This window comes from Pseudomonas sp. NFACC43, from assembly GCF_900119645.1.
In the GTDB taxonomy this organism is placed as follows: Bacteria; Pseudomonadota; Gammaproteobacteria; order Pseudomonadales; family Pseudomonadaceae; genus Aquipseudomonas.
Genome location: NZ_FPKK01000005.1, coordinates 244,141 through 268,763, shown reverse-complemented (window position 1 = coordinate 268,763; position 24,623 = coordinate 244,141). Strand labels below are relative to the sequence as shown.

Genomic DNA, 24,623 nt, shown 5'->3' with positions numbered 1-24,623 from the left:
CTGGAGTGCATCGTCGCTTCTGATTCAGTCCTTATGTCATTGTCTGGGGGCGTGGCTGGGTCGAGGGGAGCTTGGGGAGGGGGGCCGGGCATGACAGTTTTTCACAATTGAGGGTAACTTTCAGTTACAAAGTGTGGCTAAAATGCCATCTTTCAGATGCCCTCACGCTGCCGCTTGGTGGGGAGAGCAGTCCGTTCACTTAAGCTGTGTGACGAATCGCGTGAAACTCATCATTGTTGCGATCTATATCCTCTCCATCGGCTATGTGCACTTGCGTGGGCGTGTGCGGCACAAGCTCGGTCGCCAGTTGAGCGACCATTCTTCCTTCCTGGCGCCTATCAATTGCCTGCTGTACCTGTGTTCGAAACTGCCCAACAGGCCTTACCTGGAAACGGCCGATTTTCCCGACCTGAGCCCCTTGCAGGCCCATTGGGAAGAAATTCGCGCCGAAGGCCAGAACCTGCTGAAGGCAGGAGAAATCAAGCGCTCCAATCAATATGACGATGTCGGTTTCAACTCGTTCTTCAAGACGGGCTGGAAGCGCTTCTACCTCAAGTGGTACGGCGACAGCCATCCTTCGGCCATGAAGCTGTGTCCGCGCACTACCGAGCTGGTACAGGGCATCGGGTCGATCAAGGCGGCGATGTTCGCCGAGTTGCCGCCAGGCTCGAAGCTGGTCCGGCACCGCGACCCGTATGCCGGTTCGTATCGGTACCACTTGGGCCTGGATACGCCCAACGATCCTGGCTGCTACATCAATGTCGATGGCCAGCAATACCACTGGCGTAATGGCGAGGCGGTGATGTTCGACGAGACGTTCATCCATTACGCCGAGAACACCACGCCTCACAACCGCATCATCCTGTTCTGCGACGTGGAGCGGCCGATGAAATTCCGCTGGGCCAGTGCCTTCAACCGTTGGTTCAGTCGCACCGTAATGGCGGCCGCCGGTGCACCGAACGATGCTGGCGACAGGACCGGCGGGCTGAACCGGGCGTTTTCCAGGCTCTACAGGATCCGCCTGCAAGGCAAGGCCCTGAAGAAGCGCAACCGTACCCTGTATTACCTGCAAAAATGGGCGTTCTTCGGTGGGCTGTTGGCGATTTTCGTCTGGATCTGAGGGGGCTGCCGCAGTCCCGTTCCTGCACGGTGTCGGGACGCGAGCAGCTCACTCTCCGGGCTTCTCGGCCTCCAGTTGTTGCCACATCCGGGCCGTGATCCGCTGGCGGTGGTTGTAGCCGTCCCACGGATCGGCGCCCAGCCCCCTGGCTCGCTCCAGTGCGGTATGGATATCCCATTGCTGGGCGTTACGCAGGCCATCGAGTTCCGCCCGGGCAATCGGTACCGACACCGGCAGGCCGGGCCGGGCGCGTACCGAATAGGCGGCTACCGTACTGGCGCCCCGGGCATTGCGCAGGTAGTCGATGAAGATCTTCCTGACCCGGTTCTTGGGCCCCATGGTGGCGGTCACCCGCTGGGGCATCTGCTGGGTCATGAATTGAGAGATGGCCTTGGCGAACGCCTTGGTCGTGTCCCATCCTTCACTGCGCGCCAGCGGCACGATAACGTGCATGCCTTTGCCGCCGCTGGTCTTGAGGAATGCCTGCAACCCCAATTCGTCGAGCACCGATAATGTCAGGCGGGTGACTTCCAGCATGGCGCTCCAGGGCAGTGTCGGGTCCGGATCCAGGTCCAGGACGAACAGGTCGGGGGTTTCGATCCGGTCGTGGGTCGCGGTCCAGGTATGCAGCTCCACCGTCCCCATCTGAGCCGCACTGATCAGTGCCCGTGGACTGTCGATTTCCATCAGCGCGGCATGGCCAGGGTCCAGGGCCGGATCCAGCTGGCGGATATGGGGAATTTCCAGGCGGTCGGCATGCTTCTGGAAGAACTGCTCTTCACCGATTCCATCCGGTGCCCGCAGCAGGGCCACCGGGCGCTGTTTCAGATGGGGCAGGATCCATGGCGCGATGTCCGCGTAGTATTGCGCCAGTTCCACCTTATGCACGCCGCTGACACTGTCGATGACCCGCTCGGGATGAGAGATCTTCACGCCGCCGACATGCACCGCGCGATGTTTTGCGCCGCGCTTGGGTTCAGGTGCCATGGCCTTGATCGGCAAGGGTTGCACTCGCACCACCTGGTCGACTGGCGTGTCGGCCAGCAGGCCGAGAAAGGCTGCCTGGCGCACGAGGCCGTCGCGGGTCCACTCGGCGAATTCGATTTCACAGACGCGGGTTGGCTCGACCCACTGCACGCCGCGCCCTTGTGCCGTATTGAGGGGAGCGTTCAGGGGCGAAGTGTCACGCACCTGCCTCAAGAGCTGCTCGTGCAAGCCCTTGAGCTGGGCTTGATTGAACCCTGTGCCAACCCGACCGGCGTATGTCAGCCCCGCAGGGCCGTTGACCGCCAGCAGCAACGCACCGAAACCACTGCGGGTGCCTTGCGCACGGGTGAAGCCGACAATCACGAAGGACTGGCGCAGCCGGCACTTGAGCTTGACCCAATCGACGCTGCGCTGGCCCGCGTAGGGGCTGCCCAGGCGCTTGCCGACCACACGGTCCAGCGACAGGGCGCTGGCACTCTCGAAGATCTCGTCCTGGCTGGCGGAGAATGCTTCGGAGAACCGCAGGCGTTTGCTGGCATTGTTGGCCAGGGCCTTTTTCAGCGCAGCTCGTCGTTCTTCCACCGGCACTTGGCGCAGGTCCCGACCATTGAGAAATGGCGCATCGAACAGAAAATACAGCAGGTCCACGGTGCGACCGATCTCAAAAGCCTGCCGCAGGGCCGCCAGGTCGGATCGCCCGGTATCGTCGAGCAGCACCAGTTCACCGTCCAGCCAACTGTCCCCCAGGCCCAGGGCGGCGAGGGCATCGGCGTGCAGCTTGAGGCGCTCGGTCCAGTCCTGGTGATTGCGGTTGAACAAGCGGACCGCGCCATGCTCGATGCGGGCCAGCAGTCGATAGCCATCGAATTTGACTTCATAACGCCACTCGCCGGCCGGTGGTTGCTCCACGGGCGTAGCGAGTTGTGGGGACAGGCGTTCGGGTAACCGGTCATCGGTAAGGCTGTCGTCTCGCCGGTTGTCGTCGCGAGTCGTGACGGTGTCCGGTTCGGTGCCGGACGAACGGGCATATTCACTATCGGCCTTGGCCATGACAGATTCCCTTGCAGTACTGGCTTCGGGGATTAGCCCCGGGAGGCCTTGGTGGCTTTTTTGGCAGGGGTGGATTTACGAGGCTTGGCGGCTTTCTCGGCGGTCTTGCCGCCGGGCTTGTCGGCCGCCTTGCCCTTGCTGCCCAGGCTGCGTTTGAGCAGTTCGGTGAGGTCGATGACATCGGCGCTCTTGCGTTGTTCTTCGCCCGGGTCGGTTTCCACTGCTTCGAGCCGACCCTCGTTGGCTTTTTTCTCCACCAGTTCCATGATCTTGTCCTCGAAACTGTCGCGGTATGCCTGGGGTTCCCAATCCCCACTCATGTCCTCCACGAGGCGCTTGGCCATTTCCAGCTCACCCTTGGCCAGCGTCGGGTGAATCACCTCGTCGCCCAGTTCCAGGATATCCAGGTCGCGCACTTCGGCGGGCCAGCGCAGCATCACCAGCACCAAAGCCGATTCCAGGGGCATGAGGGCCGCCAGGTGCTGGCGGGTATGCAACACGACATGGGCCAGGGCCACCTTGTTGGTCTTGACCAGGGTCTCGCGCAAGAGCGCATAGACCTTGCCGCCGCGCTTGTCGGGGGCAAGGAAGTAGGGGGTGTCGATGTTCTGCAGCGGAATTTTCTCGCTGTCGACGAAGGAAAAGATGTCGATGGTCTGCGTGGACTTGGGGTGTGCGGAGCGGATCTCCTCTTCGCTGAGCAGCACATACTGGCCTTTCTGGTATTCGACGCCCTTGACGATTTCTTCCTTGGTCACTTCCTTGCCGGTGACCTTGTTGACCCGCTTGTAGCCCACCGGGTCCATGCTGCGCTTGTCCAGCCAGTCGAAATCCACCCCTTGGGATGACGTCGCCGACACCAGTGCAACCGGGATATGCACCAACCCGAAACTGATAGCGCCTTTCCAGATTGCCCGTGCCATGGTGGGGGTTCCTTGCCAGTGATGAAGTCTCTCTTGGTGACCTTCCGGCCCCGGCAAAAGTTTCCCTGGAAGCGAGTTCAAGCCGTGACGGGAGCGCCTGTCGATTTGCCCGGAGATGCCTCGTTACATCTTTACCGGGACTTTCACTTAACAACGGCGAACCAGAGCAGTAGCGTGCTTTCGATATCCCTGAGCGATTTCGCGACGCAGGAGAAACCCATGAACAGGCTGATGCTCGCCGTTTCCACGCTGTTGCTGGCCGGGGCCGCCCAGGCGACGCCGGACCCCGGGGCGCTGGTCCTGGCCCAGAACCTGCCGGGCAACAATGACCCCTACAGCAATCCGATACGGCGGGCCAATCCCAACAGCATGCAGGGCACCCAGCCCAACGTGCCGACGATCCGCCACAATCCGACGATCCCAGCACCTCGACCCCCGACCCTGGAAAATGGCGGTATCGGCAACGGTTATCCGCGTTCGGGGCCGCCGCCTGGTTCACCCAGGCCCACCATCGAGTCCGGCACGCCCAACCGGAACATGAACAACGGTAATCGCCAGTGATAACAGAAGGAGCTGTGCATGTTGCATAAGACATTCATCGCTGCGCTCTGCGCCAGCACTGTCCTGACATTCGCCACCGTGGCCACGGCCGCCCAGACCCAGTCGTTGAAGAGCGAGGAGGGCACCCTGGAGGTGACCACCGTGGTCAGGGGGCTGGAGCATCCCTGGTCCGTGGCGTTCCTCCCGGACCAGCGGGGCATGCTGGTGACGGAGCGGTCCGGCAACCTGCGCCTGGTGGATGCCGAAGGCCGATTATCGGCGCCCCTGGGCGGCGTACCCGAGGTCTGGGCCAGGAGCCAGGGCGGATTGCTGGATGTGGTGCTGTCGCCGGACTTCAAGCAGGATCGTACCGTCTACCTGTCCTATGCCGAGGCCGGTGAGGACGGCAAGGCCGGCACTGCGGTGGGGCGCGGGCAGTTGTCCCAGGACCTGACGCGCCTGGAGAACTTCGATGTGATTTTCCGCCAGCAGCCAAAGCTATCGACGGGAAATCACTTCGGTTCGCGCCTGGTGTTCGACCGGGACGGCTATCTGTTCATCACCCTGGGGGAGAACAACCAGCGTCCGACGGCCCAGGACCTGGACAAGCTGCAAGGCAAGGTCGTGCGTATCTACCCGGACGGCCAGGTGCCGGACGATAACCCCTTTATCCGGCAGAAAGATGTCCGGCCCGAGATCTGGTCCTACGGTGTACGCAATCCCCAGGGCGCCGCGCTCAATCCCTGGACCGGTACGCTGTGGGAGAACGAGCACGGGCCCAGGGGTGGCGATGAACTGAACATCATCGAGCGTGGCAAGAACTACGGCTGGCCGCTGGCGACCCATGGCATCAACTACTCCGGTTCGCCGATTCCCGAAGCCCAGGGCAAGACCGTCGACGGTGCGCTTGGCCCTCATCATGTATGGCAGGTTTCGCCGGGGCTCAGTGGCATGGCGTTCTACGACAGTGACCGCTTCAAGCCCTGGCAGCACAACGTGTTCATCGGCGCCTTGGTGTCCAAGGACCTGATCCGCCTGCAACTGGAGGGGGACAAGGTGGTCCACGAAGAGCGTTTGCTGGGGGAACTCAAGGAGCGCATCCGGGACGTGCGCCAGGGGCCGGACGGTTACCTGTATGTGCTGACGGATGAAGACGACGGTGCGTTGTACAAGGTCGGGCTCAAGTAAACAGCGCCGGGTGATCCGCAGGGCGGTGGCCTTGATTCGGTCTACCGCACATTGGTGATTGACTTGCCCTCGACACCCGGCTAGTTTCCAGGCATGACTAACACCGTACTGCGCAACCAGCCAAGCATTATTACCGCCATTCCTTATCTGGCGGGCTAGCTGACGACTGTACCCAACCCGCCCTCGAGGCGGGTTTCTTCTTTCTGTCTCCTGGGCTTCCACCTCACCAGGAGCACGCCATGACCGCGACCCGCCACGAGCAAACGTTACTGGAACACTACGTCAAGAAGATCCTCGCCGCGCCGGTATACGAACTGGCCGTACGCACGCCGCTGCAAGCGGCGCCGGCGCTGTCCCAGGCCCTGGGCAACCGGATCCTGCTCAAGCGCGAAGACCTGCAACCGACGTTCTCATTCAAGATCCGCGGCGCCTACAACAAGCTGGTCCGGTTGACCCCGGCGCAGCGGGCCCGTGGTGTCATCACCGCATCGGCCGGCAATCATGCCCAGGGCGTCGCGCTGGCGGCGCGGGAGCTGGGCATCTCGGCCTGCATCGTGATGCCCAGGAGCACACCCGGGTTGAAGGTATCGGGCGTACGCGACCGGGGCGCCGAAGCCCTGCTGCACGGGGAGAGTTTTCCGTATGCCCTGGAGCATGCGTTGAACCTGGCCCGTGAGACCGGACGAGAATTCGTTTCTCCTTTCGATGACCCCGATGTGATCGCCGGCCAGGGTACGGTCGCCATGGAAATCCTCAGCCAGCATGCCGGCGCGCTCGATGCGATCTTCGTTCCGGTGGGCGGAGGCGGGCTGATCGCCGGGATTGCCGCCTACATCAAGTACCTGCGCCCACAGGTGCGCATCATCGGTGTCGAGTCCCGACACTCCGCTTGTCTGCAGGCGGCGTTGGCCGCAGGGGAGCGAATCATCCTGCCAAGCGTGGGTACCTTCGCCGATGGTGTGGCGGTGGCGCAGATCGGCGTCCATGGTTTCGAGATCTGCCGCTTCTGCGTGGACGAGGTGATCACGGTCGGCAACGGCCAATTGTGCGCCGCTATAAAGGATATCTACGACGATACCCGCTCGATCACCGAGCCTTCCGGCGCGTTGGCGGTGGCCGGCATCAAGCAGTATGTGGCCCGTACCGGCATCCGGGGCCAGACGCTGGTGGCCATTGACTCCGGTGCCAATATCAACTTCGATAGCCTGGGGCAGGTCGCGCAGCGAGCCGCCCTGGAAACGGCGTGACATGACCTGTCATCGCTTTTTTCATGCCAGCCGACGGACGCCCCTTTGCATGATGGCAATTAGGGCTAATCTAGCTTCCGACGCAATGAGCAATTGCAGTTTGCAAGAGCAATACGCCGCTTCCTTGCATTTTGCCCGAGGAAGTCTCGACGCTGGCACGCTAAGTCATTGATTTACATCAAACAGAAACGTGGCAATTGCAGGCATATTTTTTGCGGGATGATCCAAGAATTCGTTTGTACGAGCCTATTGATTAAAACGCCAAAAACGAACGGCACGGTTTTTTTATCGTCCCAGTCCGCACGGAAGAACACGGACAAGAATCACCGTCGTCGTGAACATAAGTTGGACGCCTCAACAGGAGAGAGTCGCCATGTTTTTATCTGCCCTCGAAATGCGCAGCATCATTGAAAGCAGCTTGTTACCCAAGCGCTCCCAATGCACCTTGTCACCCGATCTGTCGATGACCATCAAGGTCTTCGATGACCATGTAACCGATCGTGTCGCCTTGCTCAGAACCGATATCGATGCCAACAAGCTCACCAGCTGCCGGGCCATCAACGATCTGATCGCCGACCTGCGTACCGAGCTTGACCACAGTCATGTCACCGGTAATCAATTCCACCAGCAGCATCGAATGACCGGGCGTTAATAGCCCATAGTCAGTCACGCAGACGTTGGGCTGGGGCTCAAGCCCAGGCCCGGCGTCCGGTTTCCCCTCGTTTCCCTCAGCTCAGCTGGTGCCTGTACGGCAGGTCCGGACCTGTCTTGCCGCACGTCAGGGCGGCCGCGCCCATGGCGAATTGCAGCATGGCGCTGACCTGATCCCGTTCCAGTGTCTGCAGGCCTTCGGCCGAATCCAGTTCGTTCTCCGACAGCCAGGTCAGCAGGGCGGCCTGGAAGGTGTCCCCTGCGCCCACGGTATCGGCCACCTTGACCGGTTGGGCGGGCATCGACCAGCTGCCATGGCGGCGACTGAACACCGTTGCGCCCTGGCCACCCCGGGTCAGGAAGACCAATTGGCAGCGGTGTTCAAGCCAGCTTTGGATCACCGTGCCTGGATCGCGCTCAGGGTAGAGCAGGCCGAGGTCTTCGTCGCTGACCTTGATCAGGTCGGCAAATTGCACCAGCGTCCCGATCCGGGCACGCCAGAGTTCGATGTCCGGCTGCGGGTTGAGTCGCACGTTCGGATCGAGGCTGATCAGGCGCTGGCCGCTTTCGCGTTGCGCCAGTGCCAGCAACGCGTCGGCGACGGGTTGTACCACCAGGGAGAACGAACCGAAATGCAGGCCGCGGACCTCCGGCCCCAGCGCGGGTAGATGCTCCAGAGTCAGTTGACGATCCGCGCAACCCTCGCCACGGAAGCTGTAATGGGGTGAGCCATTGGCACCGACGGCAACCATCGCAAGGGTGGTCGGTGCATCGAAGTCCACCAGGTAGTTTGCGCTGACGCCCTCGCTGAGCAGGACCTGGCGCAGGCGCCGGCCGAGATAGTCGGTGGACAAACCACCGAACAGCGCCGACTCCCTCCCCAGGCGGCGCAGCCCCACCGCCACGTTGAACGGCGAGCCGCCGGCGATGGCCTTGAAATTGACCTGCGCGACCGGACCGCCAGCCTCGTCTTCGCTGAAGACATCAAACAGTGCTTCACCACACACCAGAAACATAATTGCCTGCTCTCAAAGGGTTGCGACGTGTTGTCGGTAACGTTCATAGGCCTGTTGCGATGCCGCGACGTGCTCGGCGATCGGCCGGGTTTCACTGGCCGGATCGAGCTTGACGCAACGCTCGCACAGCTCGTCCAGGCCTTGCGGCGATCCTGAATGGCACCAGGCGGCCTGGATCGCCGCGCCCAGGGCGGCCGCTTCGCTCTGCTCGGTGCAGATGACGGTGGTGTCCATGATGTCGGCGACGATCTGCCGCCAGACCGCGCTTTTCGAGCCGCCGCCGATCAGGCGAATGCTGCGGGCCTCGAGGCCGTTGGCCCGCAGCAGGTCCAGGCCGTAGCGCAAGCCGAACGTCGTGCCTTCGACCACCGCGCGGCACAGGTTGGCCCGGCTCAGGTTGGTAGTCGTCAGGCCCAGCAGGCTGGCGCTGGCATGGGGCAGGGGAGGCACGCGTTCGCCGTTGAGAAACGGCAGCATGCAGACACCCTCGGCCCCGATGGGTGCCTGGGCCACCAGGGTGTTGAAAGCCTCGATGTCCAGCCCCAGCAGCTCGCGGATCGCACCGGTGGCGTTGGTCAGGTTCATGGTGCAGATCAATGGCAGCCAGCCACCGCTGGATGAACAGAACGTCGCCACCGATGCCTGCGGGCTGACCGCCGGTTCCCGGGCGTAGGCGTAGACGGTGCCGGAAGAGCCGAGGCTCATGGTGATCACGCCTGGCTGGATGTTGCCGGTGCCGATGGCGCCCATCATATTGTCTCCGCCACCGCTTGCCACCACGGCCTCGGGGTTGATGCCCAGGCGCGCGGCAATGGCCGGCAGGATGCGGCCGACGGGCTGGTGGGCCTCGATCAGTTCCGGCAGGGCCGCCTGCAATCGGCCGCTGGGGTCGATGTGCTGCAGCAGTCGCACATCCCATTGGCGGGTGCGCACGTTGAAATAACCGGTGCCCGAGGCGTCGCCGTATTCGCTGCAATGGCGGCCGGTGAGCCAATGGTTGAGGAAGTCATGGGGCAGCAGGATGCGGGCGATGCGGGCGAAGACATCCGGGTGTCGTTCGCGGGTCCAGAGCAGCTTGGACACCGTGTAGCCGGGCGCGATGACCACGCCGAGGCGTTCCAGGCTGCCGTCCTCGCCGCCCAGGTGCGCCAGGAGCCGATCGTTTTCCGGCGTCGTCTCGGTGTCGCACCATAACTTCGCCGGGCGCAAGACCTGGCCCTGGTCGTCAAGCAGGACCAGGCCGTGTTGCTGGCCGGACACGCCGATGCCGAGGATGGCCTGGCCATCGACCCCGGCCGCAGCCAGCGCCTGATGAGTCGCCTGGGTAAAGGCATCGAGCCATTGCCCAGTGTCTTGTTCACGGCGACCGTTGGCCCCGCTGATCATGCTGTGGGCAGCGGCGCCCTGGCCAAGTACCTGGCCGCTGATCGCATCCAGGATCAGCGCCTTGGTGCCTTGGGTGCCACAGTCGATGCCCAGGAACAGTTGTTGGTTTGCCATGGAAATCCTTGATATCAATGAACCGTCAGCACAGAACTGTTCGGACCGGGACAGGCTGGAACCTGGAACCTGTGGCAAGGTGATAAATCCCCTCGCCACAAAAAAGCGACCGCGTCCGCAGGTTCAGTCTGCGTCAGCCAATACCCGTTCAAGTGTTCGTGTTACCCCGTGCTCGCGCAAGCTGTTGCAGCACCATTCGAATGCTGCCACGAACTCCGGCGAGCGGGGGATCGCGGTGCCAAAGATTTCTTCCACCTCCAGCATCCGCTGTGTCACCAGCGCATCGTCGGCCACCAGGGCCTGGCAGAACGCCGCCCGAGGGTCCGGGATCGAATACGTCGCGCCGTTCTCGTCCACGCCCTTGAGGTACACGGCCCAGGCCGCAACCACCAGCGCCGCGCGGCGGGTTTCAGCGCCATCGGCGATCAGGCGGTTGATGGTGGGAACGGTGAACTTCGGAAACTTCGACGAGCCGTCCGAGCAGACCCGTTCCAACTGGTCGGCAATGGCCTGGTTGGAGAAACGCTCCACCAGGGTGTCCTTGTACTCGCCCAGGTCGATACCGGGCACCGGTGCCAGTTGCGGTGTCACGTCCAGGTCCATGTAGGCGCGGATGTAACGCACGAACAGCGGATCGTTCATGGTTTCGTGGACAAAGCGATAGCCCTTGAGAAAGCCCAGGTACGTCAGGGCCAGGTGGCTGCCATTGAGCAGCTTGATCTTCATCTCCTCGTAAGGCGAAACATCGTCGGTGAATTGCACGCCAACCTTTTCCCAGGCCGGCCGACCATTGACGAACTTGTCCTCCAGGACCCATTGCACGAACGGTTCGCAGACCACCGGCCAGGCGTCGTCGATCCCGTGTTCGTCGTGCAGTTGCAGGCGGTGGGCCACGCTGGTCATGGGGGTGATGCGGTCCACCATGGCGTTGGGGAAGCTCACGTTGCGGTCGATCCATTGCCCGAGGTCGGCATCGCGCAGCGCGGCGAAGGCGAGCAGCGCCTTGCGCGTCACGGCGCCATTGTGGGGCAGGTTATCGCAGGACATCAGGGTGAATGCCGGGATGCCCGCGGCACGCCGCTTGGCGAGGGCTGCACAGAGAAAACCGAACACGGTTTTCGGATGGTCCGGGTGGCTCAGGTCGTGCTGGATCTGCGGCAGGTGGGCCATGAACTCGCCGTTGCTGTCGTCGATGCAGTAGCCACCCTCGGTGATGGTCAGCGAGACGATGCGGATCTGCGGGTCGGCGAGCTTGTCGATCAGCGCCTGGGCGCTGTCTTCGGCCAGCAGCATGTCGGCTATGGCGCCGATGACCCGCACTTCGGTGTCGTCGGTGTCACCCAGTTCATACAGCGTGTACAGGTAGTCCTGGCCGGCCAGGTCGTCCCGCGCGCGGCGGTCTTCGGGCCGCAGGCCTACGCCACAGATGGCCCAGTCCAGGCCTTCGCCGGTGTTCATCAGCGCATCGGTGTAGTACGCCTGATGAGCCCGGTGGAAACCGCCGACGCCGATGTGGGCGATGCCCTGGCGGATATCGCTCAAGGGATAGGCGGGCAGGGCGACGTGCGCAGCGAGGTTGTGCAGGTTTTGACGGTTGAGTTTCATCACGGATCTCGGTAATCAGGCGGCGGCGCGCAGCGTGCGGGTCAGCGCCACGCCATCGGCATCGAACAGGTGGCAGTGGTCGGCGTCCAGATGAAGGCTCAACTGCTCGCCGAAACGGCTCGCCAGGTCGCCACGAACGCGCATGGTCAGGGCTTCGCCGGACGCCGTGGTGACGTGGCAGAAGGTGTCGCTGCCCAGCCGCTCGCTGACGTCGGCCGTCACCTGCAAGGTGCATTCGCCCGGTTGTGCCAGGTTCAGGTGTTCCGGGCGGATGCCCAGGGTCACCGCGCTGCCGACGTCCAGGCTGGCCCCGCTGACGGGCAACTGGATACGCGTGCCCGCATCCAGCAACACTTCGCAGCCCAGGCCGCTGAGCGCCGTGACCTTGCCCTTGAGGAAACCCATCTTCGGGGTGCCGAGAAAGCCGGCGACAAACAGGTTGGCCGGCTGGTGATAGAGCTCCAGCGGCGAGCCGACCTGCTCGATGCGACCGCCGTTGAGTACAACCACCTTGTCCGCCAGGGTCATGGCCTCGACCTGGTCATGGGTCACGTAGATCATGGTCGCCTGCAGCTCCTTGTGCAGGCGCGCCAGCTCCAGGCGCATCTGCACCCGAAGTGCGGCGTCGAGGTTGGACAGGGGTTCGTCGAACAGGAAGATCTTCGGGTTGCGCACGATGGCCCGGCCAATCGCCACGCGCTGGCGCTGGCCACCGGACAGTTGCTTGGGCTTGCGCTCGAGCATCGGTCCCAGTTCAAGGATGCGCGCCGCTTCGTTGACCTTCTTTTCCACCTCGGCCTTGGGCACGCCGGCCAGGTCGAGGGCGAAGGACATGTTCTTGCGCACGCTCATGTGGGGGTACAAGGCGTAGGTCTGGAACACCATGGCCAGGTCGCGCTTGGCCGGGCTGACTTCGGTAATGTCCCGGCCATCGAGTTCGATGGTGCCGTCGCTGACCTCTTCCAGGCCGGCGATCAGCCGCAGCAGTGTGGATTTGCCACAGCCCGACGGGCCGACGAAGACCACGAACTCGCGGTCGTTCACTTCAAGGTCGATACCCTTGATGATGGAGAAGCCTTCGAAGCCTTTTTGCAGATTCTTGATTTTCAGGTTGGCCATGATGATGAGCCTCCGCTTGATAAAGATGTAAGGCGCGTTACTTGACGGCGCCGAAGGACAAACCGCGCACCAGCTGTTTCTGGCTGATCCAGCCGAAAATCAGGATCGGCGCGCAGGCCAGGGTCGAGACGGCCGACAATTTGGCCCAGAACAGACCTTCAGGGCTGGAGTAGGAAGCGATCAGCGCCGTCAGCGGCGCAGCCTTGGACGAGGTGAGGTTCAGCGACCAGAACGCCTCGTTCCAGCACAGGATCAGCGACAGCAGCACAGTGGATGCCAGCCCGCCCTTGGCGATCGGCAGAAGCACGCGGACCATCTCCTGCCAAAGGGTGGCGCCGTCCAGGCGCGCGGCCTCGAGGATGTCGCGGGGAATGTCCTTGAAGTAGGTGTAAATCATCCAGACCACGATGGGCAGGTTGATCAGTGTGTAGATGATGATCAGTGCGACCCGGGTATCCAGCAGGCCGAACTGCTTGGCCAGCAGGTAGATCGGCATCAGCACGCCCACCGGCGGCAGCATCTTGGTGGAGAGCATCCACAGCAGGGTGCCTTTGGTGCGCTGGGTTTCGTAGAACGCCATGGAGTAGGCCGCCGGTACTGCGATCAGCAGGCAGAGGGCCGTGGCGCTGAAGGACACCACCACCGAGTTCCAGGCGAAACTGAAGTAGTTGCTGCGCTCGTTGATGTGCAGGTAGTTCTCCAGAGTCGGCGCGAAAATGAATTGCGGCGGCGTGGCGAACGCGTCGATTTCGGTCTTGAAGCTGGTCAGCACCATCCAGAAGATCGGGAAGAAGATCACGATCGCGATGGCCCAGGCCAGCGTACCCAGCAGCAGGCTTTGCAGCCGACGGGATTGTTGAAGAGTCATGGCGGCGGCCTCAGTGCTTGTCGGTGAGGTTTTTGCCGATCATCCGAACCAGGATGATGGCGGCGATGTTGGCGATGACCACGGCAATCAAGCCACCGGCCGACGCCATGCCGACGTCGAACTGCACCAGCGCCTGGTTGTAGATCAGGTAGGCCAGGTTGGTGGAGGCATAGCCGGGACCGCCGTTGGTGGTGGTGAAGATTTCGGCGAACACCGACAGCAGGAAAATGGTTTCGATCATCAGCACCACGGCGATCGGACGGGCCAGGTGCGGCAGGGTCAGGTGCCAGAAGATCGCGATCGGCCCGGCGCCGTCGAGGCGGGCAGCTTCTTTCTGCTCCTGATCGAGGGACTGCATGGCGGTCATCAGGATCAGGATCGCAAAGGGTAGCCATTGCCAGCTCACGATGATGATGATCGATAGCAACGGGTAATGGGCCAGCCAGTCCACCGGTTGGGCACCGAACAGCTTCCACACCGAGGCGAGGATCCCCGAGACCGGATGGAAAATCAGGTTCTTCCAGATCAGCGCCCCCACGGTGGGCATGATGAAGAACGGCGAGATCAGCAGCACCCGCACGATCCCGCGCCCGAAGAATTCGCTGGCCTCCAGCAATGCGCTGATCAATACCCCGAACACGACGCTGATCAGCAGCACGCTGCCGACCAGCAGCAATGTATTGGTGGCGCCGGGCATGAACCCCGAGTCGGTCAGGAAGTACGTGAAGTTCTCCAGCCCCACGAATTCGTTTTCGCCGGGGTAGAGCAGGTTATAGCGGATCATCGAGAAGTAGACAGTCATGCCCAGTGGCACGATCATCCACAGCAGCAACAGGGCCACCGAAGGGCTGACCAGGAACCAGCCGGGGTTGGCCACACGGACCTTGCGTACCGGTGGGGCTATCTCGAGTGGGGCTTTGACAGTTGTCGTTGAGCTATTCATGGCATTGAACCGATTTTTGCGGGCCTGTGTAGATCCACTGTGGGAGCGAGCTTGCTCGCGATAGCGTCGTATCAGTCACTCGTGATATTGGCCGGGTGGCCCTTATCGCGAGCAAGCTCGCTCCCACAGGAATCGGGAGCGGGCCTCAATGAGCTGACTACTTGGGATACCCAGCGCGTTTCATCTCGCGTTCGGTGGTGGACTGCGCGGCCGTCAAGGCCTGGTCCACGGTCTGTTGTCCGGTCAGCGCGCCGGAAAAGAACTTGCCTACCTGGGTGCCAATGGCCTGGAATTCGGGGATGGTCACCAACTGAATGCCGACATAAGGCACGGGCTTGAGGGTAGGGGCTTTCGGGTCGGCGACTTTCAGCGACTCCAGCGTCACCTTGGCAAACGGTGCGGCCTTCATGTACTCATCGCTGTACGTCGAGGTGCGGGTGCCTGGCGGTACGTTGGCGATGCCGTCGGTCTTGGCGACCAATTGGCCGTATTCCTTGGACGTCGCCCAGGTGGTAAAGACCTTGGCCGCGTCCTTGGCTTTGGAGCTGGTGGGGATGGCCAGGGACCAGGAGTACATCCATGAGGTGCCCTTGTCGGTTTTTTCCTGGGGGGCGAAAGTGAACCCGACGTGATCGGCCACCTTGCTCTGGGTCTTGTCGGTCACGAACGAACCGGCCACGCTGGCATCGACCCACATCGCGCACTTGCCGCTGTTGAACAGCGCCAGGTTCTCGTTGAAACCGTTGCTGGAAGCACCCGGCGGGCCGGATTTCTTCATGTTGTCGACGTAGAAGTTCAGCGCATCCTTCCACTCGGGGCCATTGAATTGTGGCTGCCATTTCTCATCGAACCAGCGCGCGCCAAAGCCGTTTGCCAGGGTCGTGATCAGGGCCATGTTCTCGCCCCAACCGGCCTTGCCCCGCAGGCACAGGCCATACTGTTCCTTGGATTTGTCGGTGAGTTTTTCCGCGAACTCGCCGATCTGGGTCCAGGTCGGGCGTTCGGGCATGGTCAGCCCAGCGTTCTTGAACAGGTCGGTGCGGTAATAGGTGATCGAGCTTTCGGCGTAGAACGGCAAGGCGTACAGCGTACCCTTGACCGACAGGCCATCGCGCACGGAAGGGAAGACGTCGTCCAGGTCGTAGGAAGCCGGCAGGTCCTTCATGGGTTCCAGCCAACCCTTGGCGCCCCACAGTGCGGCTTCGTACATGCCAATGGTCAAGACGTCGAACTGCCCGCCCTGGGTGGCGATGTCGGTGGTCAGGCGCTGGCGCAGGACATTTTCTTCAAGCACCACCCAATTCAACTTGATGTCCGGATGCTCTGTCTCGAAGGTCTTCGAGAGTTTCTGCATGCGGATCATGTCGCTGTTGTTGACGGTGGCAATGGTGAGGGTCTGTGCGCCGAAACTGACGCTGCTGAAGGTCAAGCAAGTGGAGACAAGCAGGGTTTTTGCCAAAGGTTTCATCGCGCACTCCTTTTCTGCGCCCGGCAGGCTGCAGAAGGACAGTTATTGTTTTTAGTCTTCCGATGAAAGGAAGGATGTGCGCTGATTACAGCCTTCAATGGGCGGCGTGACAAATCATCCGTCGCACTTATGCTGATACTTTTTTGCAGTGCATGCGGTTTCAGCGAAGTTTGTCTGTCGGGAAGGATTCGTCCATGTGCGGAAGATTGAATCTGTATGTAGGAGATTAAATCTGTGTAGGAGATAAATCTGTGGCGTGGCGAGGGGATTTATCCCCGCTGGGCTGCGAAGCGGCCCCCGGTTCTTTCTGACCCACCTCAGTGTTGGATTGATATGGGGAGCGCTGTCGCGCCCCCGGCGGGGATAAATCCCCTCGCCACAGGTCACTCCGGCCCCTGATCCTGCCTCACCGGGGCAGGAAAGTGTCAGCCCTGGTTCTGCTCGGTCAGCCGCTGTACCGCCAACCGTCGGTAGTGGGAAGGGGTCATGCCCTTGAGCTGCTGGAACCTGCGGTTGAAGTTGGAAATGTTGTTGAAGCCCGATTCGAAGCACACCTCCGTCACCGGCTTGTCGCCATCGGCCAGCAACTCGCAGGATTTGCTGATGCGCAGCCGATTGACGAACTCGATGAAACAACGACCGGTGGCCTGCTTGAACACCCGGCTGAAATAGGTGGGTTTCATGCCCAGGTGTTCGGCGACTTCTTCCAGCGTCAACTCCCGGGCGTAGTGGGCGAAGATGTAATCCACGGCGCGGTTGGTGCGGTCGACGCTGTGCTCGTCGGCCATCTGCGAAGAGGTGGCGCCGGAGAGCAACTGATAGTCATCCGAGGTGGCCAGCAACTCCATCAGGATGAAGAAATAGCCCAGGCGGCTCATGCCCTGGGAATCGGCGATCCGCTGCATCAGGATCGTCGCCTGGCGGATGGTGCGCTTGCAGCGGAACTCGATACCGTACCGGGCCCGTTCCAGCAGCGGGGCGATGGTCTTGAGCTCGGCGAATACCTGGTGGCCGCTGTCGAACAGCTCATCGGTGAAATTCACCAGCATGTCACGCTTGGGCACCACTTCATTCTCGGCCACCTGGCTGATCCAGTTGTGGGGCACGTTGGGGCCGGTGAGAAACAAGGTCTGCGGGTAGAAGTTGCCGATGTAGTCGCCAATGAACACCTTGCCGGAGCTGGCAACGATCAGGTGCAGCTCATATTCCTTATGGAAATGCCAACGCACCAAGGGGCACGGAAAACCATGCTGGCGATAGATGATGGACAGTCCGTTATGGTCATCCATCAACTCATAGGAAGGGTCGGTGACTCTCGCTGTTCGGGTCATAGGCCTGCGCTTTTGTTTTTATCGCTGCTGGATAATGCCCCTATCGCCGTAGCGGTGCCAGCCCGCCGAGGGTACCGGTGGTCGCTGGGTCATGTACGTGGCGAAAGAGGGTTGCACAGTTGCCTATGATCGAAACGCGGTCGAAAAGGTTCATGCAGGACACTCTCGATCTGCAGCGGCCTTCACTGGTTGCGATTCTTCTCCTCGATCCACTGGGACATGTATTGGGTGCTTTTATGCTGGTGGTGCCGCAGCATGCTGCCGGTGAAGTTGTCCCGACGCCGTTGTGCAAGGTTGGAGCGGCAGGCCTGGATGCCCTCGATCAACGCCGGGGCGTGGACCTGCCGGCAATAACGGCTCGCCAGTAGCGCGAAGCCATCGTCCCGGGCCTGAGCCCAGCGCGCCGGATCGCTATACAGCTGCACGGCAGCCCCGGCGAGCGCTTCTGCGCTGCTGGCCACCACCCCGGGCCACGGCAGGCCGCCGTGCATGGCTTCGGCGCCGACGGGGGTGGTGACATTCGGCGTGCCGCACAGCATGGCATCGATCAGCTTACCCTTGATGCCGGCGCCAAAACGCAGCGGCGCCAGGCAGATGCGTGCCGCCGACATCACCTGCAGGGCATCTTCGGCCCAGTTCATGATATGAAAGCCCTGGGCCGGATTGTGCAGCGCGGCTGCCTTTGGCGGGGTGTAGGCGCCATACAGGTGCAGTTGCGCGCCGGGCAATTGCTGGCGGATCAGCGGCCAGACGGCATTTTTCATCCAGAGCACGGCGTCCCAGTTCGGTGCATGGCGGAAGTTGCCGATGCTGAGGAAATGCGCCCGGTCTTCGTAGGGCACGGCCGGCGCGGCTGGCAGGTCCAGCATCAGCGGGCACCAGAGCAGCAGGTCGCGGGGCAGTCCGAAATGTTCAACCAGCAGCTCGATTTCGAACTCGGACACCATCAGGTTCAGGTCGCAGCGGTACAGCGCGGCGATTTCCCGCTTCGCCATGTCCGTGTCGGCCATCAGTTGGAATTCTTCATGCAGGGCCGGTGCGAACAGGTCGCTGAAATCCTGGGAAGCACTGTCCGTCTTCAAACGCTCCTTCAGGCGGTGATGCCGGGCGTGGCGCAGGCTCTGCAGATCGGACGTCTCGAGTACCCGCAGGGCATCGGGGCAATGTTTCTCGACCCGCCAGCCGAACTGCTCTTCCATCATGAACTGGTCGAACAGCACGATATCCGGTGCCAGTTCGCTGATGAATGCATCGAAGCTGCTGTGGTTGAGTTCGATCGCCACCTCACGGATGCCCAATGCCAACAGGTCGGCGCGGTTCTCGCCAGGCCTGGCGGGGCTGCTGAAAGTAATCTCCCAACCTTGCCCGAGAAACGCTTCGAGGATCTGCATGACGTGTCCGCCGGCGGCCGATGAGCGCGGCTCGGGCCAGACGTAGCCGATGACCAGGACCTTCAAGGAGGGAGGGAGAGGCATGAGCAGGGCATTTCCTTTGGCAATCAGGCACAACGGCGCAGGGGGCGCCGATAGTGACCAGAAATCCCTTGCGGCTCAAGGCAGAATGCTTTTGACCTTGTCGCGTAGCTGGTCGATGGAAAATGGCTTGCCGATCACCGCCATGTTGTCAGGCACGTCGATGCTTTCGGCATAGCCGCTGGCGAACAGGATCGGCAGGCCGGGGCGTACCGCGCGGGCCTGTTTGGCCAGCTCGCGGCCATCCATTACGGGCAGGCCGACGTCCGTCATCATCAGGTCGATGGCCTGGTCGGGGTTGCGAAGCTGCTCCAGCGCCTGTTCACAGCCGTCAGCCTCGAGCACCTGGTATTCGAGTTCTTCCAGCACATCGACGATCAACATGCGGACAATGTCGTCATCTTCGACGACAAGAACGGTGATGGCGGTGCCAGGAGCGGGGGTGGACATGGTCATTATTCTCGGAAAATAAATCGGAAGCGGCAAAAAGGCCTTATGCATGAGTAAATGGCGAGGTGTGACAAGTTCCCTGGGGTGTACAAGAAAGGATCTATAGTACAAGAGCCGACAAGGATAGTCGCTTCCTTGCCATTGGGCGGCTCGCCCTGGGAACTGCGTCCTTGCCTCGTCAGAAATGTGGATCCAAGCCATCACTTTCGGGCACACTCCACGGTTTTCAACTGTTTGCCAAGGCCTTTTTCCATGACTCCTTCGTCTTCGGTCGACGAGCAAAGTTTTCGCAAGCTCCTGAGCCGCAATATCAGCCTGCCGCTGGGCATCGGTGCCCTCAGTGCGGTGTTCTTCATCGTGCTGGTGACCTACCTGCTGTCGGTGATCCAGTGGGTCGGTCATACCGACCGGGTGATCAATAATGCCAACGAAGCGCTGAAGCTCAGCGTGGACCTGGAAACGGGCATGCGCGGTTACCTGCTGAGCGGTGACGAGCATTTTCTCGACCCTTATGAAGTCGCCAAGCCGCGCATCGCCGTGGCGTTGGAAACGTTGTTGGAATTGACAGCCGACAACCCTACCCAGACCGATCGCCTGCACAAGGTGCAAGCGTTGCAGACGGAGTGGGCCAACTACGCCCAGAGCATGATCGACCTGCAGCGCAGCAGTGGCGATTATCGCGGTGCGGTGAAGGCCGGGCGTGGCAAGCGCCTGACGGATGAAATCCGCAAGTCCTTCGAAGAAATCATCGATACCGAGCAGCGATTGCGCACGGAGCGCAACGACAGGGTCCGTTCCACCACGCTCTGGAGCATCACCCTGTACCTGATGTTCGTCGCCGCTGTCAGTGGTCTGCTGGCCTATGTCGGGCGCCGCGACCTGTTGAATCTGTCCAGTCAGTACGCCGCCAGCCTCAAGATTCAGCAGCAGAGCGCGTTGCACCTGGAGAAGCAGGCCTGGTTGCGTACCGGCCAGACCCAACTGGCCGAGCAGGTGCTGGGGCAATTGACCCTGAATCTGCTGGGTCGCAACATCCTGCAGTTCTGTGCCCGTTATCTGGATTGCGCCGTCGCGGCGTTGTATGCCCGTGAAGAGAATGGCGTGCTCAAGCGGGTCGCCAGCTATGGATTGTCCCGAGAGGACGCGGAAAAGGAGCAGTTGATCGCTCCCGGAGAAGGCATCGTCGGCCAGGCCGCCCAACAGGGGCGCCTTATCCGCCTGGATAACGTGCCCAAGGATTACCTGAAAGTCAGCTCGGGGCTCGGCAAAGGCTTGCCCAACAGCGTGCTGGTGGTGCCGACCAGCGACGATGACCGGGTCAACGGCGCCATCGAGCTGGGATTCCTGCGTCCGTTGACCGAACGCGACGTTGAACTGCTGGAGCGGATCTCCGGCAGCATCGGTACCTCCATAGAAGCCGCCCGCTATCGCCAGCGGTTGCAGGAAGTACTGGCTGAAACCCAGCAGTTGAATGAAGAGTTGCAGGTCCAGCAGGAAGAGCTCAAGACGGCCAACGAGGAGCTGGAGGAGCAGTCGCGCATCCTCAAGGAGTCCCAGGCGCACCTGGAAGCCCAGCAGCAGGAACTGGAACAGACCAACGAGCAACTGGCCGAGCAACGCGACGCCATGGACCAGAAGAACAGCGAGCTGAACCTGGCCCAGCTGCAGTTGCAGGAACGCGCCGAAGAGTTGCAGCGCTCCAGCAAATACAAGTCCGAGTTCCTTGCCAACATGTCCCATGAGCTGCGCACGCCGCTCAACAGCTCGCTGATTCTCTCCAAATTGCTGGCAGAGAATCCGCAGCAGAACCTCAGTGAAGAGCAGGTCAAGTTTGCCGAGTCCATCTACTCCGCCGGCAACGACCTGCTGAACCTGATCAATGACATTCTCGACATTTCCAAGGTGGAAGCCGGCAAGCTGGAAGTCCGCCCGGAGAACACCAGCGTGCCGCGCCTGGTGGACAGCCTGCGGGACCTGTTCACGCCGCTGGCGGCCGACAAGGGCCTGGACTTCGAGGTGCAACTGCTGCCGGACGCGCCGTCGATGCTGTACACCGACCGCCAGCGCCTGGAGCAGATCATCAAGAACCTGCTGTCCAACGCGGTGAAATTCACCGAGCAGGGTTCGGTCTGCCTGACCGTCAGCGGCCAGCCGGACTCGGGCATCGCATTCATGGTGCGTGACTCCGGGATCGGCATCAGCGCGGACCAGCAGCAGAGTATCTTCGAAGCGTTCCGCCAGGCCGATGGCACCACCAACCGCCGGTATGGCGGCACCGGCCTGGGGCTGTCGATTTCCCGGGACCTGGCGACCCTGCTGGGCGGCTCGATCTCGGTGTCCAGCGAGCCGGGACAGGGCAGCGTGTTCACCCTGGTCCTGCCCGAGCGCTATGTCGAGCCTGGGAACGCCCCAGTGGAGCCACCGACGTTCATCCCCTCGTCCAGCCTGCCTGCCCCCGTGACCGCCGCGCCTGCTTCTGTGACGGCTCCCCCGGTGGCCGAAGTGGAAAGCCCCATCGCCCGGTTCGCCGACGACCGGGACAAGGCCCCGTTCGCCACCCGCTGCATCCTGGTGATCGAAGACGAGGCCCGGTTCGCCCGGATCCTTTTCGACCTGGCTCACGAACTGGGCTACCAGTGCCTGGTGGCCCACGCTGCCGACGAAGGCTTCGACCTGGCCTTGCAGCTCAAGCCCGATGCGATCCTGCTGGATATGCGCCTGCCCGATCACTCCGGCCTGACCGTGCTGCAGCGGCTCAAGGAACAACCCGAGACCCGGCATATCCCGGTGCATGTGATTTCCGTCGAAGATCGCGTCGAGGCCGCGATGCACATGGGGGCTATCGGCTATGCCGTCAAGCCGACCACCCGCGAAGAGCTCAAGGACGTGTTCGCGCGCCTGGAAGCCAAGCTGACCCAGAAGGTCAAGCGAGTGCTGCTGGTGGAGGACGATGACCTGCAGCGCGACAGCATCACCCGCCTGATCGGCGACGACGACATCGAGATCACGGCCGTAGGCCTGGCCCAGCAAGCCCTGGACCTGCTGCGGGACAACGTCTACGACTGCATGATCATCGACCTCAAGCTGCCGGACATGCTGGGCAACGATCTGCTCAAGCGCATGTCCACCGAGGAAATCTGTTCCTTCCCACCGGTGATCGTCTACACCGGACGCAACCTGACCCGCGATGAAGAAGCCGAGCTGCGCAAATATTCGCGCTCGATCATCATCAAGGGTGCCCGCTCGCCAGAGCGGTTGCTGGACGAGGTGACACTCTTTCTGCACAAAGTCGAATCCCGGTTGTCCCATGAACGACAGCGCATGCTCAAGGCTGCCCGCAGCCGCGACAAGGTATTCGAGGGGCGCAAGGTGCTGCTGGTGGACGACGATGTGCGCAATATCTTCGCGTTGACCAGTGCCCTGGAGGCAAAAGGGGCGATCGTGGTCATCGGTCGCAACGGCTTCGAGGCGATCGAGCGGTTGAATGAGAACGAGGACATCGACCTGGTGCTGATGGACGTGATGATGCCGGAAATGGACGGTTTCGAAGCCACCGCGCTGATCCGCAAGGACCCGCGTTGGCGCAAGCTGCCCATCATCGCCGTGACGGCCAAGGCCATGAAGGATGATCAGGAGCGTTGCCTGGCGGCGGGTTCCAACGACTACCTGGCCAAGCCGATCGACCTGGACCGTCTGTTTTCACTGATTCGCGTGTGGTTGCCGAATATGGAAAGAATTTAGTGGAACGTGACACTGACATTGAGCTTCGGTTGTTGATCGAAGCGATCTACCTCAAGTACAGCTATGATTTCCGGGATTACTCCGGTGCTTCCATCAAGCGCCGGGTACTGCATGCCCTGAGCCAGTTCGAATGCCGGACCATTTCGGCGCTCCAGGAACGGGTGCTGCACGACCCGGGCATTTTCATGCAGCTTTTGCAGTTGCTGACGATTCCGGTCAGCGAGATGTTCCGCGACCCGTCGCACTTCCTGGCTATCCGCGAGGAAGTCGTGCCGCTGCTCAAGACCTATCCTTCCATCAAGATCTGGATTGCCGGTTGCAGCACGGGGGAAGAGGTCTACTCCATGGCGATCCTGCTGCGGGAGGAGGGCTTGCTGGACCGTACATTGATCTATGCCACCGATATCAATCCCAGGTCGCTGGAAAAAGCCAAGCAGGGCATTTTTTCCCTGGAAAGCGTCAGGAGCTACACCCAGAATTACCAGCGTGCCGGCGGGCGTCGATCGTTTGCCGACTACTACACTGCTGCCTACGATTACGCCATGTTCGACAAGACACTGTGCGAGAACGTGACTTTCGCTGACCATAGCCTGGCGACGGACAGTGTTTTTTCAGAAACACAGTTAATTTCCTGTCGTAACGTATTGATATATTTCAACAAGAAGTTGCAAGATCGCGCCTTTGGGTTATTCCACGAGTCGCTCTGCCACCGAGGCTTTCTTGTGTTGGGCAGCAAGGAAACCCTGGATTTTTCAACGTTCGGCAAGCAATTCGAGCCGTTGGTCAAACAGGAACGGATCTATCGCAAGTTATGAACCAGACGAGGGATGGGTCCTGGCCTGCGGTCGAGGCCATTGTGGTCGGTGCTTCAGCCGGCGGGGTCGAGGCGCTGCTCAAGGTGTTCGGGCAATTGCGCCCGGGCTTTGGCATACCTGTGCTGGCGGTATTGCACCTGCCCGACGAGCGTGACAGCCAATTGGCCCAGGTCTTCGGCCATCGCCTGGCGATACCGGTGGAGGAGGCGCGGGACAAGCAGGACATCCAGCCTGGCACCCTGTACTTCGCCACGCCGGGTTATCACTTGTCGGTGGAGGCCGATCGCAGCCTGTCGTTGAGCCTGGAGGCACCGGTGCATCATTCCCGGCCGTCCATTGACGTGCTGTTCGAATCCGCCGCCGATGTATACGGCCCGAACCTGCTGGCGGTCGTGCTGACGGGGGCCAATGACGACGGTGCCCAGGGCCTGGCCCGGGTCAAGGCCCTGGGCGGCGTCACGGTTGTCCAGGACCCCGCACAAGCCCAGGTCCCGACCATGCCCGAGGCGGCGTTGGCGCTGCACGAGCCGGACCACATCCTTACTTTACAAGGCATCAGCGAATTGCTGGCCGGGTTGGAATGAACGAG

The 24,623-nt window shown here is 61.6% G+C and carries 20 protein-coding genes; 8 read left to right on the top strand and 12 right to left on the bottom strand.

Translation table 11 applies throughout. The features are described from left to right. Nucleotides 1–220 precede the first annotated feature (220 nt). Entirely contained in the window at nt 221–1,120 is a 900-nt protein-coding gene (gene lpxO, locus BT179_RS11575; RefSeq protein WP_072391114.1) for a lipid A hydroxylase LpxO, read from the top strand. A gap of 48 nt (nt 1,121–1,168) precedes the next feature. Here the strand turns inward: lpxO and ligD are convergent, their stop codons facing one another. Continuing rightward, nucleotides 1,169–3,157, bottom strand: coding sequence for a DNA ligase D (ligD, locus tag BT179_RS11570; RefSeq protein ID WP_072431110.1), 1,989 nt, complete (start codon nt 3,155–3,157; stop codon nt 1,169–1,171). A 32-nt stretch (nt 3,158–3,189) separates the two neighbouring features. Beyond that, a complete protein-coding gene (locus tag BT179_RS11565) occupies nt 3,190–4,080 on the bottom strand; it encodes a non-homologous end joining protein Ku (protein WP_072431109.1) in 891 nt (296 codons plus the stop codon). 219 nt (nt 4,081–4,299) lie between these two features. Between BT179_RS11565 and BT179_RS11560 the strand changes: the two genes are divergently transcribed. From BT179_RS11560 to BT179_RS11545, 4 genes are all read left to right on the top strand, one after another. Continuing rightward, nucleotides 4,300–4,641, top strand: a complete 342-nt coding sequence (locus BT179_RS11560) for a hypothetical protein (protein ID WP_072391124.1) — start codon at nt 4,300–4,302, stop codon at nt 4,639–4,641. Nucleotides 4,642–4,659: 18 nt separating this feature from the next. Beyond that, nucleotides 4,660–5,808 (top strand): PQQ-dependent sugar dehydrogenase, encoded by a 1,149-nt coding sequence (locus BT179_RS11555; protein WP_072431108.1) that lies wholly within the window; start codon nt 4,660–4,662, stop codon nt 5,806–5,808. A 239-nt stretch (nt 5,809–6,047) separates the two neighbouring features. After that, on the top strand, nt 6,048–7,055 hold the full coding sequence (ilvA, locus tag BT179_RS11550) for a threonine ammonia-lyase, biosynthetic (protein WP_072391130.1): 1,008 nt from the start codon (nt 6,048–6,050) through the stop codon (nt 7,053–7,055). A 373-nt stretch (nt 7,056–7,428) separates the two neighbouring features. After that, complete coding sequence (locus BT179_RS11545; protein ID WP_072391133.1) at nt 7,429–7,707, top strand: DUF1652 domain-containing protein; 279 nt, start codon at nt 7,429–7,431, stop codon at nt 7,705–7,707. Between the two features lie 76 nt (nt 7,708–7,783). Here BT179_RS11545 and BT179_RS11540 read toward each other — a convergent pair whose 3' ends face one another. The 10 genes from BT179_RS11540 to BT179_RS11495 all read right to left on the bottom strand — a co-directional run bounded on the left by BT179_RS11540 (nt 7,784) and on the right by BT179_RS11495 (nt 19,478). Next, nucleotides 7,784–8,722 carry a carbohydrate kinase family protein gene (locus tag BT179_RS11540; RefSeq protein ID WP_072431107.1) on the bottom strand — a complete coding sequence of 313 codons (939 nt, stop codon included), beginning with the start codon at nt 8,720–8,722 and terminating at the stop codon, nt 7,784–7,786. Between the two features lie 12 nt (nt 8,723–8,734). Further along, nucleotides 8,735–10,222, bottom strand: coding sequence for a xylulokinase (gene xylB, locus BT179_RS11535; RefSeq protein WP_072431106.1), 1,488 nt, complete (start codon nt 10,220–10,222; stop codon nt 8,735–8,737). A gap of 123 nt (nt 10,223–10,345) precedes the next feature. Beyond that, nucleotides 10,346–11,827 (bottom strand): mannitol dehydrogenase family protein, encoded by a 1,482-nt coding sequence (locus tag BT179_RS11530; RefSeq protein ID WP_072391142.1) that lies wholly within the window; start codon nt 11,825–11,827, stop codon nt 10,346–10,348. A gap of 15 nt (nt 11,828–11,842) precedes the next feature. Beyond that, nucleotides 11,843–12,946, bottom strand: a complete 1,104-nt coding sequence (locus BT179_RS11525; RefSeq protein WP_072391145.1) for an ABC transporter ATP-binding protein — start codon at nt 12,944–12,946, stop codon at nt 11,843–11,845. Nucleotides 12,947–12,983: 37 nt separating this feature from the next. Beyond that, a complete protein-coding gene (locus tag BT179_RS11520; protein WP_072391149.1) occupies nt 12,984–13,814 on the bottom strand; it encodes a carbohydrate ABC transporter permease in 831 nt (276 codons plus the stop codon). Between the two features lie 10 nt (nt 13,815–13,824). Next, nucleotides 13,825–14,757, bottom strand: a complete 933-nt coding sequence (locus BT179_RS11515) for a carbohydrate ABC transporter permease (protein ID WP_072391153.1) — start codon at nt 14,755–14,757, stop codon at nt 13,825–13,827. Nucleotides 14,758–14,914: 157 nt separating this feature from the next. Beyond that, a complete protein-coding gene (locus BT179_RS11510; protein WP_072431105.1) occupies nt 14,915–16,225 on the bottom strand; it encodes an ABC transporter substrate-binding protein in 1,311 nt (436 codons plus the stop codon). A 425-nt stretch (nt 16,226–16,650) separates the two neighbouring features. Continuing rightward, a complete protein-coding gene (locus BT179_RS11505; protein WP_072391160.1) occupies nt 16,651–17,556 on the bottom strand; it encodes an AraC family transcriptional regulator in 906 nt (301 codons plus the stop codon). Between the two features lie 182 nt (nt 17,557–17,738). Beyond that, nucleotides 17,739–19,031, bottom strand: a complete 1,293-nt coding sequence (locus tag BT179_RS11500) for a glycosyltransferase (protein ID WP_072431104.1) — start codon at nt 19,029–19,031, stop codon at nt 17,739–17,741. 75 nt (nt 19,032–19,106) lie between these two features. Beyond that, nucleotides 19,107–19,478 carry a response regulator gene (locus tag BT179_RS11495; protein ID WP_072391167.1) on the bottom strand — a complete coding sequence of 124 codons (372 nt, stop codon included), beginning with the start codon at nt 19,476–19,478 and terminating at the stop codon, nt 19,107–19,109. Nucleotides 19,479–19,730: 252 nt separating this feature from the next. Here BT179_RS11495 and BT179_RS11490 point away from each other — a divergent pair, with 252 nt between their 5' ends. The 3 genes from BT179_RS11490 to BT179_RS11480 are packed head-to-tail and all read left to right on the top strand — an operon-like array spanning nt 19,731 to nt 24,618. Beyond that, a complete protein-coding gene (locus tag BT179_RS11490) occupies nt 19,731–23,219 on the top strand; it encodes a response regulator (protein ID WP_072431103.1) in 3,489 nt (1,162 codons plus the stop codon). Beyond that, complete coding sequence (locus BT179_RS11485) at nt 23,219–24,034, top strand: CheR family methyltransferase (protein WP_072391175.1); 816 nt, start codon at nt 23,219–23,221, stop codon at nt 24,032–24,034. Before BT179_RS11490 ends, BT179_RS11485 begins: the two co-directional genes overlap by 1 nt. Beyond that, a complete protein-coding gene (locus BT179_RS11480; RefSeq protein WP_072391178.1) occupies nt 24,031–24,618 on the top strand; it encodes a chemotaxis protein CheB in 588 nt (195 codons plus the stop codon). The genes BT179_RS11485 and BT179_RS11480 overlap by 4 nt, the downstream gene beginning before the upstream one ends. Nucleotides 24,619–24,623 lie beyond the last annotated feature (5 nt).

Bases quoted from the DNA above. Each gene is read 5' to 3' on its own strand.
- BT179_RS11500 (WP_072431104.1), bottom strand. From the start codon at position 19,031: ATGCCTCTCCCTCCCTCCTTGAAGGTCCTGGTCATCGGCTACGTCTGG.
- BT179_RS11505 (WP_072391160.1), bottom strand. From the start codon at position 17,556: ATGACCCGAACAGCGAGAGTCACCGACCCTTCCTATGAGTTGATGGAT.
- BT179_RS11555 (WP_072431108.1), top strand. From the start codon at position 4,660: ATGTTGCATAAGACATTCATCGCTGCGCTCTGCGCCAGCACTGTCCTG.
- BT179_RS11525 (WP_072391145.1), bottom strand. From the start codon at position 12,946: ATGGCCAACCTGAAAATCAAGAATCTGCAAAAAGGCTTCGAAGGCTTC.
- ilvA (WP_072391130.1), top strand. From the start codon at position 6,048: ATGACCGCGACCCGCCACGAGCAAACGTTACTGGAACACTACGTCAAG.
- BT179_RS11545 (WP_072391133.1), top strand. From the start codon at position 7,429: ATGTTTTTATCTGCCCTCGAAATGCGCAGCATCATTGAAAGCAGCTTG.
- xylB (WP_072431106.1), bottom strand. From the start codon at position 10,222: ATGGCAAACCAACAACTGTTCCTGGGCATCGACTGTGGCACCCAAGGC.
- BT179_RS11560 (WP_072391124.1), top strand. From the start codon at position 4,300: ATGAACAGGCTGATGCTCGCCGTTTCCACGCTGTTGCTGGCCGGGGCC.
- BT179_RS11520 (WP_072391149.1), bottom strand. From the start codon at position 13,814: ATGACTCTTCAACAATCCCGTCGGCTGCAAAGCCTGCTGCTGGGTACG.
- BT179_RS11540 (WP_072431107.1), bottom strand. From the start codon at position 8,722: ATGTTTCTGGTGTGTGGTGAAGCACTGTTTGATGTCTTCAGCGAAGAC.
- BT179_RS11565 (WP_072431109.1), bottom strand. From the start codon at position 4,080: ATGGCACGGGCAATCTGGAAAGGCGCTATCAGTTTCGGGTTGGTGCAT.
- ligD (WP_072431110.1), bottom strand. From the start codon at position 3,157: ATGGCCAAGGCCGATAGTGAATATGCCCGTTCGTCCGGCACCGAACCG.
- BT179_RS11495 (WP_072391167.1), bottom strand. From the start codon at position 19,478: ATGTCCACCCCCGCTCCTGGCACCGCCATCACCGTTCTTGTCGTCGAA.
- BT179_RS11490 (WP_072431103.1), top strand. From the start codon at position 19,731: ATGACTCCTTCGTCTTCGGTCGACGAGCAAAGTTTTCGCAAGCTCCTG.
- BT179_RS11510 (WP_072431105.1), bottom strand. From the start codon at position 16,225: ATGAAACCTTTGGCAAAAACCCTGCTTGTCTCCACTTGCTTGACCTTC.
- BT179_RS11515 (WP_072391153.1), bottom strand. From the start codon at position 14,757: ATGAATAGCTCAACGACAACTGTCAAAGCCCCACTCGAGATAGCCCCA.
- BT179_RS11530 (WP_072391142.1), bottom strand. From the start codon at position 11,827: ATGAAACTCAACCGTCAAAACCTGCACAACCTCGCTGCGCACGTCGCC.
- BT179_RS11480 (WP_072391178.1), top strand. From the start codon at position 24,031: ATGAACCAGACGAGGGATGGGTCCTGGCCTGCGGTCGAGGCCATTGTG.